This window comes from Deinococcus sp. AB2017081 (genome assembly GCF_034440735.1).
In the GTDB taxonomy this organism is placed as follows: domain Bacteria; phylum Deinococcota; class Deinococci; order Deinococcales; family Deinococcaceae; genus Deinococcus; species Deinococcus rufus.
The window spans coordinates 1,671,155-1,685,561 of sequence record NZ_CP140098.1 but is presented as its reverse complement, the minus strand read 5'-3'; the positions used below and the strand labels follow the sequence as shown (position 1 = coordinate 1,685,561).

General features: G+C 69.4%; 13 protein-coding genes. 5 read left to right on the top strand and 8 right to left on the bottom strand.

From position 1 onward, the window contains the following. Positions 1 to 9 precede the first annotated feature (9 nt). On the bottom strand, positions 10 to 993 hold the full coding sequence (locus U2P90_RS08140) for a hypothetical protein (protein ID WP_322474523.1): 984 nt from the start codon (positions 991 to 993) through the stop codon (positions 10 to 12). Beyond that, the gene (locus tag U2P90_RS08135) at positions 990 to 3,266 is read right to left on the bottom strand and encodes a RelA/SpoT family protein (RefSeq protein ID WP_295816658.1); all 2,277 of its coding nucleotides are present in this window, start codon (positions 3,264 to 3,266) and stop codon (positions 990 to 992) included. Before U2P90_RS08135 ends, U2P90_RS08140 begins: the two co-directional genes overlap by 4 nt. A 373-nt stretch (positions 3,267 to 3,639) precedes the next feature. Between U2P90_RS08135 and U2P90_RS08130 the strand changes: the two genes are divergently transcribed. Then, positions 3,640 to 4,584, top strand: coding sequence for a nucleoside hydrolase (locus U2P90_RS08130; RefSeq protein ID WP_322474522.1), 945 nt, complete (start codon positions 3,640 to 3,642; stop codon positions 4,582 to 4,584). Positions 4,585 to 4,611: 27 nt separating this feature from the next. Next, entirely contained in the window at positions 4,612 to 5,490 is an 879-nt protein-coding gene (locus U2P90_RS08125) for an alpha/beta fold hydrolase (protein ID WP_322474521.1), read from the top strand. A 4-nt stretch (positions 5,491 to 5,494) separates the two neighbouring features. On the opposite strand, the gene U2P90_RS08120 is transcribed toward U2P90_RS08125, so the two are convergent. Continuing rightward, positions 5,495 to 6,094 carry a hypothetical protein gene (locus tag U2P90_RS08120; protein WP_322474520.1) on the bottom strand — a complete coding sequence of 200 codons (600 nt, stop codon included), beginning with the start codon at positions 6,092 to 6,094 and terminating at the stop codon, positions 5,495 to 5,497. 177 nt (positions 6,095 to 6,271) lie between these two features. On the opposite strand from U2P90_RS08120, the gene U2P90_RS08115 reads away from it, so the two are divergent. Next, on the top strand, positions 6,272 to 8,005 hold the full coding sequence (locus U2P90_RS08115; RefSeq protein ID WP_322474519.1) for a C1 family peptidase: 1,734 nt from the start codon (positions 6,272 to 6,274) through the stop codon (positions 8,003 to 8,005). A 155-nt stretch (positions 8,006 to 8,160) separates the two neighbouring features. Further along, positions 8,161 to 9,114 carry a DUF1152 domain-containing protein gene (locus tag U2P90_RS08110; protein ID WP_322474518.1) on the top strand — a complete coding sequence of 318 codons (954 nt, stop codon included), beginning with the start codon at positions 8,161 to 8,163 and terminating at the stop codon, positions 9,112 to 9,114. A 91-nt stretch (positions 9,115 to 9,205) separates the two neighbouring features. Here the strand turns inward: U2P90_RS08110 and U2P90_RS08105 are convergent, their stop codons facing one another. Together U2P90_RS08105 and U2P90_RS08100 are read right to left on the bottom strand one after the other, a co-directional pair. Continuing rightward, positions 9,206 to 10,027, bottom strand: coding sequence for a glycoside hydrolase family 16 protein (locus U2P90_RS08105; protein WP_322474517.1), 822 nt, complete (start codon positions 10,025 to 10,027; stop codon positions 9,206 to 9,208). After that, the gene (locus U2P90_RS08100; RefSeq protein ID WP_322474516.1) at positions 10,024 to 11,043 is read right to left on the bottom strand and encodes an alpha/beta hydrolase; all 1,020 of its coding nucleotides are present in this window, start codon (positions 11,041 to 11,043) and stop codon (positions 10,024 to 10,026) included. Before U2P90_RS08100 ends, U2P90_RS08105 begins: the two co-directional genes overlap by 4 nt. Before the next feature lie 177 nt (positions 11,044 to 11,220). Here U2P90_RS08100 and U2P90_RS08095 point away from each other — a divergent pair, with 177 nt between their 5' ends. Beyond that, positions 11,221 to 12,042 carry a MerR family transcriptional regulator gene (locus U2P90_RS08095; RefSeq protein WP_322474515.1) on the top strand — a complete coding sequence of 274 codons (822 nt, stop codon included), beginning with the start codon at positions 11,221 to 11,223 and terminating at the stop codon, positions 12,040 to 12,042. A gap of 8 nt (positions 12,043 to 12,050) precedes the next feature. Here the strand turns inward: U2P90_RS08095 and U2P90_RS08090 are convergent, their stop codons facing one another. The 3 genes from U2P90_RS08090 to U2P90_RS08080 form a co-directional block, all read right to left on the bottom strand. Further along, complete coding sequence (locus U2P90_RS08090; RefSeq protein ID WP_322474514.1) at positions 12,051 to 12,380, bottom strand: hypothetical protein; 330 nt, start codon at positions 12,378 to 12,380, stop codon at positions 12,051 to 12,053. Positions 12,381 to 12,513: 133 nt separating this feature from the next. Further along, complete coding sequence (locus tag U2P90_RS08085) at positions 12,514 to 13,089, bottom strand: GNAT family N-acetyltransferase (protein WP_322474513.1); 576 nt, start codon at positions 13,087 to 13,089, stop codon at positions 12,514 to 12,516. Positions 13,090 to 13,138: 49 nt separating this feature from the next. Beyond that, positions 13,139 to 14,347: an acyl-CoA dehydrogenase family protein gene (locus tag U2P90_RS08080; protein ID WP_322474512.1), complete on the bottom strand. Its 1,209-nt coding sequence runs from the start codon at positions 14,345 to 14,347 to the stop codon at positions 13,139 to 13,141. Between the last annotated feature and the right edge of the window lie 60 nt (positions 14,348 to 14,407).

The window sequence follows — 14,407 nt, the reverse complement described above, 5'->3', positions numbered from 1 at the left end:
CCGGAGCGGTCAGGGACGCGACGGGTCGTCCAGATCGAGCACGAATGGCTCGCGCAGCCCGTTTTCGGCGGCATCACGGGCCACCTGGGGGGCATGGGACAGGGCCAGCACGGCGCGGTACGTGCGCTGAGCCAGTTCGCGGTCGCCCAGGGCGTCGCGCACCTGACCCAGCCGCGCCAGCGTGAGCCCCGCCAGGCTGCGCGGCACCTCGTCGGTGAGGCCGTGGGCGGCGCGTTCCAGCAGTTCACGGGCGGCATTCAGGTCACCCACGGCGAGGTAGATGCTGGCGGCAGCGGCATCCAGTTCGGCCCTGGGGGTCACGCGGTCGCCGGTCTCGCGGGCCAGCGCGGCCAGCAGGGCGTTCAGGTCGTCGTCCTCGCCCAGCGACCACGCGCGGTCGGCCAGGGCCCGCAGGCGGCTGATCTCGCCGGGCACGAAGGTCGCCACGTCGGGCAGGGCCGCGCCGGGGAGTCGCGGCACCAGACCGGGAAGGTCATCCAGCGGAACCAGCACCACGCCCTGCAGTCCCTCCAGGGTCGTGGCGAGTGCCTCCAGCCGCCGCTCCCGCCAGCGCGTGCCCGGCCCCTCGTCCAGCGCGGCGCGGACACGGTCGTGGTAGGTGGCGGCCGCGGCCAGGGTGGCCGGGCTCAGCACCTGCGGGGCGGTCAGGGGCGCCGTGAGCAGCGCCGCGAACTCCCGTTCGGCCTGCCCGGCGTCGCGCAGCCGCTCGCGGCCCTGCGGGTACTGGTTCAGGAACTCGATCAGCTGGGCGTGCTCGGCATCGGCCCACGCCCAGTCCGGGAGAGCGAGCCCGTGAACGTCGATTCCAGCAACGGGAAGTGCGTCCCGCAGCGGGTGATCCGGGTCGTCCGAGGTCGCCCACCACACCGCCCGCACGCCCAGATGGCGCAGCAGTTCCACAACGGTTCCCGCGTTGTACTGCGGGTGCAGCCGCAGCAGGTCGCCCAGATCCGGCAGCAGGGTGACGCTCACGCCTTCGCCCCGCTGCCGCTGCGGGCACGGCCGTCCCGGCCCAGGCGCACCATGTCGGTCACGCCGTCCACGCGCAGCAGGGCCGTACGCACGGAGGCCAGGTCGGCGTTGCCGGTCACGGCAAGGCGCAGCAGGATGTGCGCGACCTTGTCGACCCCCACCCGCGCCTCGACCTTCAGAGGGCTGCGCTTCTCGGCGCTGAGGACACCGAGCACATCGGCCAGCAGGCCCGAGCGATCCGGGCCGGTCACGTCCACATCGACCAGGGTGCTGCCGGGGGTCTCGGCGTCCCAGGAGGCGGCCACACAGCGCTCAGGCTCGTCCTTGAGGAGCCGGATCATGTTCGGGCAGTCGATGCGGTGCACGCTGACGCCCCGCCCACGTGTCAGGTAGCCCATGATCTGGTCGCCCCGGATCGGGGAGCAGCAGTTGCTGAGCTTGGTGGTGGTGGTGAAGCCCTCGACATACACGCCGCCGGTATCGGGGGCGCGCGGGGCGGGGGCCTTGCGCGGACTGGGCACGCCCTGCTCGCGGGCCAGGCTGGGCGACAGCACCCGGCCGACCGTGGCGGGCATGATCTTCCCCGCGCTCAGGGCGAAGTACAGGTCGTCGGGATTGCGCGTGCCGAGCAGCTTCTGCGCCGCTTCCTCCAGCAGCTTGGTGCGCATCAGCTGGCGCACCGCGAGCTGCCGCTTGCGCAGGTGACGCTCCAGCATGTCGTGGCCCTTCTTGAGCGCCTCGGTGCGTTCCTGGGTGCGGAAGTGGTGGCGGATCTTGGTGCGGGCGCTGCGCGTCACCGTGAAATTCAGCCAGTCCTTGCTGGGGTGCCCGTTCTTGCTGGTCACGATCTCGACCATGTCGCCGTTGCCCAGCCGGTGCGACAGCGGCACGATGCTGCCGTTCACCCGCGCCCCCACGGTGGTCTCGCCGATGCGGGAGTGGATGTGGTACGCGAAATCGACCGGCGTGGATCCCAGCGGCAGGCTGATCGCCAGGCCCTTGGGCGTGAACACGCGCACACGCTGCGACAGGATGTCGGACTTCACGGCGTCCATGTAATCCGACGCGTCGTTGATCTCGTTCTGGAGTTCGCGCAGCTGCGCGATCCAGTTCTCACGGTCCTTCTGTGCAAGCTGCGAGCCCTGCTTGTACATCCAGTGCGCGGCGATGCCGTACTCGGCGACCTCGTGCATGCGCCGCGAGCGGATCTGCACCTCGATCGGCTGGCCGCTCTGTGAGATCACAGTGGTGTGCAGCGACTGGTAGCCGTTGGGCTTGGGCACCGCGATGTAGTCCTTGAAACGCCCCGGCAGCGGCGTCCAGATCGAGTGCACGATGCTGACCGTGTGGTAGCAGATGCGCTTCTCGCGCGTCTCCTCGGCGCGTTCACGGCGCTTCTCGTCGGTGCCGGGCGGCACGACCAGATCCCTGGGCGTGAGGATCACGCGGATCGCCAGCAGGTCGAAGATCTGCTCCAGGCCCTTGCCCTCGCGCTGCATCTTGGTGTGGATGCTCCACAGGTGCTTGCTGCGCCCCGCGATGTCGATGTCGAGCACCCACTCGGGCAGCTCCAGGTCGTCGATCAGCGCCTCGTTCAGCTGTGTGACCGCCCGGTCGATCAGCGCCTGGCGCTCCTCCTGCTTCGTGCGCAGGCGGCCGCGCAGGAACTCGTATTCGGTGGGATACAGGTACTGAAAGCTCAGATCCTCCAGTTCCCACTTGATCTGCCCGATCCCGAGCCGGTGCGCCAGCGGCGCGAAGACCTCCATGGTCTCCCGGGCGATGCGCACCTGTTTCTCGGGTTTCATCGCGCCCAGCGTGCGCATGTTGTGCAGCCGATCCGCCAGCTTGACCACGATGATGCGGATGTCGTCGGTCATGGCGACCAGCATCTGGCGCAGGTTCTCGGCCTGGAGATCGCGCCCGGCGTCGCTGACCTCGGCGGCCTGGGAGCCCTGCTTGGAGAGCTTGCTGACCTTGGTCTCGCCCTCGACGATGCGGCGCACGTCCGGCCCGAACTGCTCCTCGATGGCCTCGAAGGTGACGTGCTCGACGTCCTCGACCGTGTCGTGGAGCAGTCCGGCCATCAGGGAGTCGGTGTCCATGCCCAGCCCCGCCAGGATGACCGCGACCGCGACCGGGTGGGTGATGTACGGCTCACCGCTGCGGCGCCTGACGCCGGCATGGGCCTGCCGTGCGAATTCGTAGGCACGCTCGATCCCGGTGCGCTCGGCCACCGGCCGGTCTGCCGTCAGCCGCCTGAGTTCCTTCATCCCCTCGCCGTCCGGCACGACGCAGAGCATAGCGCGTCGTCCGGGCGGGCCTCCGGGGATCAGCTCACGCTCTGCCCACGCCAGGAAACACCCACCCGGTCACGGGTGGGTGGGAGAGGTGGATGTTCAGCCCCTAGCGCCGGTCACGCACGCGCACGGGGATCGGGACCAGCCGCGGTTCGGGAGTGCCCTGGAGCGCTTCCCGGAGCCAGTCAATGAATTCGCGCAGGCCCTTCATGTCCAGAGTGTACGCCTGGAATCCTGACAGAGATGGCACCAATCTTACCCTGGGTTTATCAACCGGAGGTCATATGCACTTGCGTTTTTTCGACGATCCGGATCACGCCATCGGCCGGGTGCGAGAATGGCGGACATGTCCCTGGCGTCCACCCCCCACCCCGTCATCCTGGACGGCGACCCCGGTCACGACGATGTGGTAAATGTCCTGCTCGCACTGGCCAGTCCCGAGCTGAACGTCCTCGGCCTGACCACGGTCTTCGGCAACGTGGGACTGCCCAGAACGACCCGCAACATGCTGATCACGCGGGAACTGGCCCGCTCGAACGTGCCGGTTCACGCCGGGGCCGATCGTCCCCTCGTCGATCCCCGCATCTCTGCCGAGGCCGTTCACGGTGCGAGCGGCCTGGACGGCCCGCACCTGCCCACGCCGACCCGCGGCGTGGAGGCGGAGCACGCGGTGGACTTCATCGTGCGCACCGTCCGCACGCAGCCGCGGCCCGTGACGCTGGTGCCCACCGGCCCCCTGACGAACATCGCGCTCGCGCTGCGGCTCGCGCCGGACATCGCCGGGAACATCGCGCGGATCGTGTGGATGGGCGGCAGCACCGACACCGGCAACTGGACGCCCGCCGCCGAGTTCAATGCCCTGGCCGATCCGCACGCCGCGCACATCGTCTTCACCAGCGGCGTACCCCTCACCATGATCGGCCTGAACGCCTCCCACCAGGCGATCGCACACCCGGCGCGCGTGCAGGCCTTCCGCGACCTGGGCACCCCGGTGGGCGAGTTCGTGGCCGTGCTGCTGGAATTCTTCGCGGAGCACCACCGGGAACGCTACGGCTGGGACGGAGGCGCGCTGCACGATCCCCTGACGGTCGCGTGGCTGCTGCGCCCGGAGCTGTTCCGTACCCGGCCCATGCCCGTGCAGATCGACACCAGCGGCGGCCCCAGCCACGGGCGCACCGTGGCCGACGTGTGGAACGTGACCGGCCAGCCTGTAAACGCCGACGTGATGACCGACATGGATGCCGACGGCTTCTTCGCGTTCCTGACCGAGCGGATCGCCGCGTACCGTTGATGGCCAGGGTGGGCGCTACCCTGCCCCATGCCCGCTGCTGAATTCCGGATGCTGGATGTCGGTGACACCCGCCTGCACGCCCGCGTGGTCGGCGACCCGGCCCTCCCGCCGCTGATCGTGCTGCACGGCGGCCCCGGCCTGGATCACACCGAGTTCGGCACGTACCTCGATCCGCTGGCCGACACAGTGCGGCTTGTGATACTGGATCAGCGGGCCCAGGGACAGAGCGACCGGGACGCGCCGCAGGACACCTGGACACTGGCGCAGATGGCAGCGGACGTGTCCCGCGTGGCCGCTGCCCTGCAAGCCCCACGGTACACGGTGTTCGGGCACTCGTACGGGGCCTTCGTGGCCCTCCAGCACGCGGCGGACTTCCCCGGAGCAGCGGCGGCGACCATCGCGTGCTGCGGCGTGGGCTCGTCGCGCTGGCTGGACGCCATTCCCGCGAAGCTGGAGAGCTTCGAGCCGCTGGAACTGCGCGAACAGGTGCGGGCCTCGTGGGCGGACGAGGCGAACGTGACCACCGAGGCCGACTTCGCCCGCGTGATGCACGAGCAGATGCCGTGGCACTTCGGCGATCCCCTGGATGCCCGGATCGCGGAGTATGAGGCACACACCTGCGCGATGCATCCCCGCTACGCGCCGGACGTGCTGCGTGCCTTCAGCGTGGCCGGCTACGGCGGCATCGAGGTCGAGGAGCGCCTGGGCGCGGTGACGCAGCCGCTGCTGATCCTCGCCGGACGGCACGACCGCACCTGTCCGCCCGAGGCGAGTGTGGTGGTGGCCGACCGTGCCCCCGCCGGCGAACTGCACATCTTCGAGCACAGCGGCCACATGCCCTTCGTGGAACAGCCGGGCGAGTTCCTGGCGGTCGTCCGGGGATTCCTGAAGCGCACGGTGGCCTGACCGATCATCCCAGCGCCCGCAGCCGCCGCGCCGTCTCCGGGGGCAGGGGGTGCCGGGCACCGGACAGTGGATGGAGCGTGGTGTGAAGGGTGCCCGCCGCGTCCAGTGAGCCCACCAGCACCGCCCCCAGGCGATGGCGGCCGCGCGCGAAGGCCCGGCCGTCCAGACTGCCCGGCGTCTCCCCTGTCGTGTGGACGGCCTGTTCGAGCAGTCTCAGGGCCTGAGACAGCATCTCCGGCCCCTCCACGCCGGGCGGCAGTACGGCCGCCAGCACAGTGACCGCGCCGGCCGGGAGCTGTCCGACTTTGTCCGCGAGACTCCGCGCCAGCGTCAGGGGGACGGCGCCCCCCCGCAGGCGCGTGACCTCCACAAAGAAGGCCCCGCTGCCGTCCGGGGCGGCCACCCGGACATCCGGCCCGCGCCCACCGGACGCCGCGAGCGGTTCATACACGAGCGTCCAGCGCCGCTCACGCAGCAGCCACGCCGCCACCGCGAGTTCAGTGTCCACATCGGCCAGCGCGGCCGGATCCGTGACCCGCAGCTTGCGTCGCACCTTGCTGGCGTTGGCCTCCACGAAGGCAGTGAAGGTGCGGGACGCCTGCATCCATCCCCGCAGCCGCGTCTCCAGGGGATGTCCTGGCGATCTGCAGACGTCCTCCAGTACCGAATCTACCCGGCCCATCACCGCCGACGATACGCCCTGACGGGCCTGGCGCACGCAGATCACGGCCGCAACGCCCACGCAACGCCCCGCACCGCACCGTGGAGTCCGGAGGGAACGATGCACAGACACCAGCAAGCCGCCGTCCTGACCCTGGCCCTGATCCTGACCGCCTGCGGGGGCGGCGGCACGCCCGCTCCGGGTGACGGCCTGAGCGCTGCCCAGCGCGCCACACTCCAGGCGGCCCCCGCCCTGGACACGGCCAAGCCGCCCACCGGCGCCCAGACCGTGGACGCCGCGACCCTGGCCGATCTGGTCGACAGCGGGCAGTTCCGCTTCGTGACCCCACAGGAACAGGCGGAACTGGCCCAGGCCGACGCCGCCTCGCCCGACCGGGTGCAGGCCTGGAAGACCGAGATCGGCCGCGCCGCCCCGGCCCTGCTGGCCAGTCTGGGCGACCTGAGCGGCGAGCCCGGCGACACGGCCACCATCCCCATGCCCGGCGAGGGGGCACTGGGCACCGTGCGCGTGAACCGTCCCGTCACCGAACTCGCCGGGTACGTGGCGGCCGTCCGCGCCCTGGCCGACGTGGACGTGCAGCGGCCGTCCTACGCCGCCGACTACCGCAGCCTGCTGGACAGCGCCCGGCGCAGCGGCGTGGATCTCAGCCCCTACGGCCTGACCGACCCACAGCGCCTGACGACCGCGCCCCTGAGCGACCTCCAGGCCGCCCGCGCCCGGCTGGAGACCGCCGTGCAGCGCGTCGGCAGCAGCCTGAAGTCGCCCAGCCGCACCCTGACCGGCCTGACGAGACAGACCATCGACAACCCCACCGAGGAGGAGGGCGCGATCAACATCTTCGGCAAGGGGTACTACGACCGCGCCGGCAGCAAGACCCGCTGCGAGGGCTGGAGCGCCACCGGCCTGTACCACTACGCCGGCTTCCTGCCCAGCGCCCAGCGCTGGACGGCCGTGAAGGCGCAGGGCAACCGGGGGACGTGCTGGGCGTTTGCCATCACGGCGTACATGGAAGACCTCAAGGCGCAGGCGACCGGCAAGCGCTGGAATTTCAGCGAGCAGGCCGCGACCGCCTTCCTGAAATACGACGTGCGCGGCCAGGACAAGGCCATCCTGGGCAAGGTCGCCAATGACGGCGAGGACACCATCGCCGCGTTCCAGACCTTCTTCGACCGCCGCTACAGCCCGGTGCTGGAGACGTCGTGGTACTACAACGGCGGGTGGCAGTGGCCCGCCGCACCCGATGGGCAGGCGCAGACCTACGCCGGCGTGTGCACCGGCTACGACGCGACCTTCGCCAAGGCCTTCGGCAAGTTCCAGACGTGGTGCAGCGCCACCAGCCACGAATACCCGGTCGTGTGCACCACGTTCCTCGGCCTCTATGTCTGCGGCGTGTTGAACGTCGCGGGGAACACCAATCTGTACGCCGCGCAGCCGCTGAACTGGAAGACGAAGGTGGACGCGTGGTACCGCCCGAATTCCAGCGCCGCCGACGCGGCCACGCGCATCGTGAACTACGCGATGGGATCGTGGACGGAACCCGTGGTGATCAGCGTGGACTCCCGCTACCTCCAGCCAGATGCCTCGGGCTTCGTGGGCGACCTGGCCGTCGATCCGGACATCAAGGCACCATTCAGCAACCACGCCGTCGTCCTGGTCGACTACCTGACCGAGGCCGAGACCAAGCAGTACCTGCCGCAGTCGCGCTGGACGACCGGCGGCTACCTGGTGATCCGCAACTCCTGGGGCGACTGCTGGGGCGACTCTGGCTTCGCCTACGTGCCGATGAACTGGGCCAAGAAGTACACCTTCAAGTACGCCCGCGCCGTGAACTGAGGGAAGGTGAGATGCCGCGCTTCTGGCCGCTGGCCAGAGGCGCGGCGCTGTCGTGGAGCCGAATGGTTCTCCGACCGCACGCATACACCAGCTTCACGACACTCGCGGCATCTGCATCAGCCCATCGCGGTCTTGTCTGACAGAATGAAGGCATCGTGAAGACCCTCCATCCGCCATTCTTCCGCGAGGTGCAGGACTCACGCCGGGTGCTGATCGCCGGCATGGGCGGCGGCTTCGACGTGTTCTGCGGCCTGCCTCTGTACTTCGCGCTGCGGGCCGAGGGCAAACAGGTCTTCCTGGCGAACTACTCCTTCACCAGCCTCGCCTTTCATCTGCCAAAAGCCCTGGCGCCAGCGGTCGTCGAGGTCACGCCGGACTCCAGCGTCTCTCCCGGCGACTATTTCCCCGAATACTGGCTGAGCCGCTGGCTGGCCACGCAGGGCGAACCCAGCACCGTCTATGCGTTCCGCAAGGTCGGCGTCCAGCCCCTGAAGACCGCCTACGAGGCGCTTGTCCGCCACCTGAACATCGACACGATCCTCCTCGTGGACGGCGGCACCGACTCGCTGATGCGCGGCGACGAGGTCGACCTGGGCACCCCGCACGAGGACGCCACCAGCCTGGTGGCCGTGAACGAACTGCGCGGCCCGAAGACACTGCTGGCATGTCTCGGCTTCGGCATCGACCGCTTCCACGGCATCTGCCACGCCAACTATCTGGAGGCGACCGCCGACCTCGCCCGCAGCGGCGCGTACCTGGGGGCCTTCAGCCTCACTCCCGACATGCCGCCCGTGCAGAAGTACAGAGACGCCTGCGAGGCCGTGTTCCAGATGATGCCGCGCTACACCAGCATCGTGAACAGCAGCATCGTCGGGGCCATCGACGGGCACTACGGCGACCACCACGCCACCAGCCGCACGCACGGCAGCGAGCTGTGGCTCAACCCGCTGATGGCCCTGTACTGGACATACCGCCTGCCGGCCGTCGCCGCGCGCCTCCAGTACTACCGGCCCATGCTGGACACCATCACGCTCAGCGACGTGGGCCTCGTGATCGAACGGCACCGGGAGGAGGTCACGATCCGGCCGCGGGTGGCAATTCCGGTGTGACAGCGGTGTTCAGTTCCACCCCGGGGCTGAACAGATGCCCCAGGGTTCCACTTCCAACCGCTGCCTTCTCCAGATACTCGCTCCGCTCGATTCAGAGGCGCCCTGGAAACCCCAGGGCCCCTCTGAATTCTGCCGTGACCCGCTGCCAGCCGCGCACCCACGCGACCTCCAGCGTCTTCGGCCAGGGGCCGCGCCGCTCGCTGCCGGGCAGCAGGTGCGGGAGCTCGTAGATGTTCAGCATGAGCTGCATGGGGTACGCGGGCGACTGGGGCACGCGGCCCACGACCCCACCGTCGACGCGGAAGGTGACGTCGTGCGGCGTCCACTCGGCGCTGTACACGTGCAGGTCGGCAGGACTGCCGGGGATCAGGGCGTCCCGCATGTCCAGGGTGAGGGCCGGGTCGTGGATGGGTTTCACGCCGAAGTGCACGCGGAAGGCGTCGGGGCCGCGTTCGTGGCCGAAGACCTCGCACACGCAGATCTCGCCGGACTGTCCCGGTTCCCTCTCGACGCCGATCATCCAGAACGCGCCCAGGTAACCGGGGGGCAGGTCGGCGCGCAGGGCGACCTCGAGCCGGCCGTACTGCGGGGTGTACAGCCAGGTCTCGGGTTGCGCCTCGGTGACGCGCAGGCCCGGGTGGAAGCGGTGCTGGCCCACCGCACTGCCCACCGGCCCGGCGGAGCACCCGGTCTGCACGCTGGACACGCGCAGCGCCCCGTCGAAGGCAGGATTCCACGGCGGCTGATCCTCCGTGATCTGGAGATGCAGGCCCGTGCCCGGCAGGGCGTAGCGGGCGGCGGACGCCTCGCGGCTGGCCCACTGCGGCAGGTAGTGCGGCAGCCAGCGCCCGGGGTGCAGTTCGGGCCCGCTGAAGTCGTCCTCGAAGGTCAGGGCGAAGTCCGGCGAGGTCACGCCAGCCCCAGCCCCCGCCGCAGCGCGTCCAGGGCGGAGGTGCGGAAGGTGCGGGCCACCGCCGAGTCCGGCGCGAAACGCTCGAAGGCGTGGTACGCGCCGGGCACCTCCATGTACTCGCACGGCACCCCGGCGGCTCGGAGTCGGTCGGCGTACGCGCGGTCTTCCCCGTGGAACAGGTCGAGGGTGCCCACGCCGATCCACGCGGGCGGCAGTCCAGTCAGGTCGGCGCGGCGGGCAGGTGCGGCGTACTCGGGGGCATCGTCCATGCGCGGTGGGCGACCCAGGTACGACGTCCACCCCAGCACGTTCGATGCGGGCCGCCAGATGAACTCGCCCCGCCCGGCGTGATCGGCGCTCAGGGCCGTGCGGTCGTCCAGCATGGGGTAGTACAGCAGCTGGAAGGCGGGCGTGACCTCGCCCCGGTCGTGCGCGAGCTGCGCCAGCGCGGCGGCCAGCCCACCCCCGGCACTGTCGCCAACCAGCGCGATGCGGGCCGGATCGATTCCCAGCGCGCCCGCTTCCCGCGCCATCCACGTCAGGGCGGCATAACAGTCCTCCAGCGGGCCGGGGAACGACGTGCCCGGCGCGAGACGGTACTCGACGCCCACGACCAGCACGCCCAGTTCCCGCGCGTAGGCCGCGCTCTGCGGGTGGTACGCCGCGGCCGAACCCGTCACGTACCCGCCCCCGTGAATGTTCAGGATCGCCGCCGCCCCAGCCGGAAGGTTCGGAGGTCGGTACACGAACACCGTCACGTCCGGCGCACCGGGCGGGCCGGGAATGCGGCGCTCCTCGACCTGCACCCCGTCCGGCAGCGCGGGAGCCTTCGCGCGGGCCCGCATCGCCTCCATGACCGCCACGACGCCCGGCGTGAACGGCGGCGACCGGAAGCGCACGAATGGAGAGCGCAACTCGGGGTGCAGCTGGGCGAACGACGCCGCGCGTCTGGTCGAAAGGAACCATGCGCCCACGGCCAGCGCCGCCCCCACCGTCACAAGCTGTACGCGTCTCATGGCTGATTGTCGCACCGGGCGGGTGTCGCCGCGACCTGCGCTGCCGTCTGTGCGGATTGAACGTCGGGCCACCTCCCCGCACCGGGTCACGGCTACGGCTCGGGACTGGGATCAGGAGCTCGGCCTGCACCTGCCTCTTGACCTTCCCGGCACTGGAAGGCCTACGGTGAATGGCGCATGGAAGGACGCCTGCTGATCTCGCAATTCGCCCTGCTCACCGGTCTGACGCCCAAGACCCTGCGGTACTACGACGACATCGGCCTCCTGACGCCCAGGTGGGTCGATGGAGCCACCGGGTACCGGCAGTACGGCATCGAGCAGGTCGGCGTGGGCATCCGCATCCGCCACTGGCGGCACATCGGTCTGCCCCTGCGCGATATCCAGCGACTGATCCACAGTCCAGGCCATGCCACGGAGGTGCTGTCGCGGCACGAGGCCCGGCTGCACGCGGAAATCACCGCGCGCCAGGACGCCCTGCAGAGCCTGAGCACCCTCCTGAAGGAGAACACCATGGAATATCGAGTGGACCACCTGCCCACCCAGCAGGTTCTCCGCATCCGCGAGACCCTGCGGCCCCCACACTACGAGGTGATCCCACAGGCCCTGCAGGAGCTCATGACGTACATCAGGGCCATGGGCTACCCGGTCAGCGCCCCGAGTTTCTTCGTCCACCATGCCGGAGGTCAGGTCGAGTCCAGCACCGTCGACATCTGCGTGCCCGTGGCCGGCGACGTGCAGCCATCAGGCCGCATCGAGGTGCAGCGCTTCGAGGGCAGCCCCGCGTTCATCGGGCGGTTCGTCGGATCCTACGAAAAGACGGGCGCGGCCTACACCGTGATCGCCGAGGAAGCCATCCGCCGTGGCCTGCCGCTGACCGGCACCACGGCCGAGATCTACGTCAAGAGCGTGCCACACACCCCTGACCCCAACGCGTATGAAACCGACATCGCCTTCATGCTCGCACCGGAGAGCGGTGGACGGCCGGTCGGGAGCGACTGAACACCGCGTTACAGGGTCAGGCTGACGTTCCAGAGCCGCCCCTCCTGAAGGGCGATCAGGGCTCCGGAGGAGGTCTTCCAGAGCTGCTCCCCACCCTTCTCGTGCATCATGGTCACGGACATCCCCTGCACCGCACACCATCCCAGGAGGTCGCTGGAGAAGGGGTCAACGCCACAACAGTTCACGAGGTCGGACAGGCCGTGATAGGGACTGGTCAACACCTCGACGCTATCAAGACGGCCTTCGATGAACCAGAACATCAGAGTGTTGCGCTGAAGATGCACGACGCCCTTCCCAGTGCGCACCGCCCCCACCGCCACAAGCTGTTCGCGTTTCATGGCTGATTGTCGCACCAGCAGGTCACAGGTCGATTGACCGATCAGCGTGCGTAATGTGCACGGTGAGCGTGACGTTCCAGAGCCGGCCCTCCTGACGAGCGTGAGGCCCACACTGGGGCGACCACCACTCCCGTCAGCTGCGGGGGTCGCTGTGCAGAATGGCCATGCGGTGCTGGTCGATCCACGCGCCGTCCCACCACAGGGCGTGGCGTTCCGTGCCTTCGTGGATGAAGCCGCACTTCTCGTACACGCGCCGGGCGCGGCGGTTGAAGGCGTACACGCCGAGGCTCACGCGGTGCAGGCCGATCACGTCGAAGGCGTAGGCGAGCACGGCGCGCGTGACCTCGGTGCCGTAGCCGCGGTTCACGTCACCGCTGGCCTGCAGGGTGATGCGGTAATTCATGCTCAGGTTGTCGGCGTCGAGCTGGTTGAGAACAGCCTCGCCCACGTACGCGCCGCCAGTGGCGTGCAGGATGGCCCAGTCGGCGCGGTCGGCGGCGGAGCCGATGCGGTGCAGGAAGGCGGCCACTTGGTCGCGCGTGAAGGTGGCGTGCGTGCCGGTGAGGCGCATGAAGTCGCGGTTTGCCAGCACGGCCAGGGTGTCATCCAGGTGAACTGGCCCCAGCGGCACCAGCCGCAGCCGGGCGGTGCTCAAGATGGCCGGCGGGGTCAGGGCGCTGGGGTTCAGGGTCGGGTTGCTGGGGGGCATGGCGTGCATGCTGCCTGCCGCCCGCCCTGTCGCGCATCCGCGCTTTGCATTACTCCGCAAAGCGCCTTAGCACGTCGCGGCTGATCACCAGCCGCTGCACCTCGTCGGTGCCCTCGCCGATGCGGGTGAGGCGGTTGTCGCGCCACATGCGTTCCACGGGATATTCCTTGATGTACCCGTACCCGCCGAGCATCTGGATGGCCTCGTCGCAGGCCTCGACGCCCACCGTGGTCGCGTACAGCTTGGCGCGGGCGACGGGCACCGTGAAGTTCATGCCGGCGTCCTTGAGGTCGGCGGCCTTGCGGATCAGGAGGCGCGCGGCCTCCAGTTTGGTGTCCATGTCGGCGAGGCGGAAGCTGATGTTCTGGTTCGTGGCGATGGGCTTGCCGAACTGTTCGCGTTCCAGCGTGTAGCGCGTGGCGTACTCGAACGCGGCGCGGCCCAGGCCGAGGCCCATGGCGGCAATGCCGACGCGGCCCCCGTCGAGGACTTTCATGACGTCTTTGAAGGCGTTGCCACGCTCGCCCAGCAGGGCGTCAGCGGGCAGGTGGATGTCCTCGAAGATCAGCTGCGCGGTGTCACTGGAGCGCAGGCCGAGCTTGTCTTCCTTGCGGCCGATGCTGAAGCCCTGAACCTCGTCGCGGTTGAACACGAAAGCGCTGATGCCGTCGTTCTTGCCCTTGCCGGGGCGGGCGGGGTCGGTGCGGGCGAGGATCACGTACGTGCCGCCGACGCTGCCCTGCGTGATGAAGTTCTTGCTGCCGTTCAGGATCCACGAGCCGTCCGGCTGCTCCTTCGCGTTGCTCTGCATGCCGCCGCTGTCGCTGCCGCTGCCGGGTTCCGTCAGGCCCCACGCGCCCAGCTTCTCCGCGCTCGCCAGGGCAGGGAGGAACTTCTGCTTCTGCGCTTCCGTGCCGCCGATCAGGATGTGGCCCTGGCACAGGCTGTTGTGCGAAGCGACGGTCAGGCACAGGCTGCCGTCCACCGCCGCGATTTCTTCGATGATCATGGCGAACGTCGCCGTGTCCAGCCCGGTGCCGCCGTACTCCTCAGGCGTCTGCGCGCCCATGATGCCCATCTCGCCGAGTTCACGGACGATCTGCATGGGGAACTCGCTGGTCTGGTCACGCTCGGCCGCGCCGGGTTCCACCTTGTTCTTCAGGAACGACTTCAGCGCATTGATGATCGTGCGCTGGTCGTCGTTCAGGGGCTGCGTGTTCGGGTTCATGGCGTCGGGACGGTTCAGGGTGCTGGTCATGGGGGGCTCCTTCGGAGGGTTGATGGGTGATGGAGGAAGGCGGGTCATCTTTCAACCATC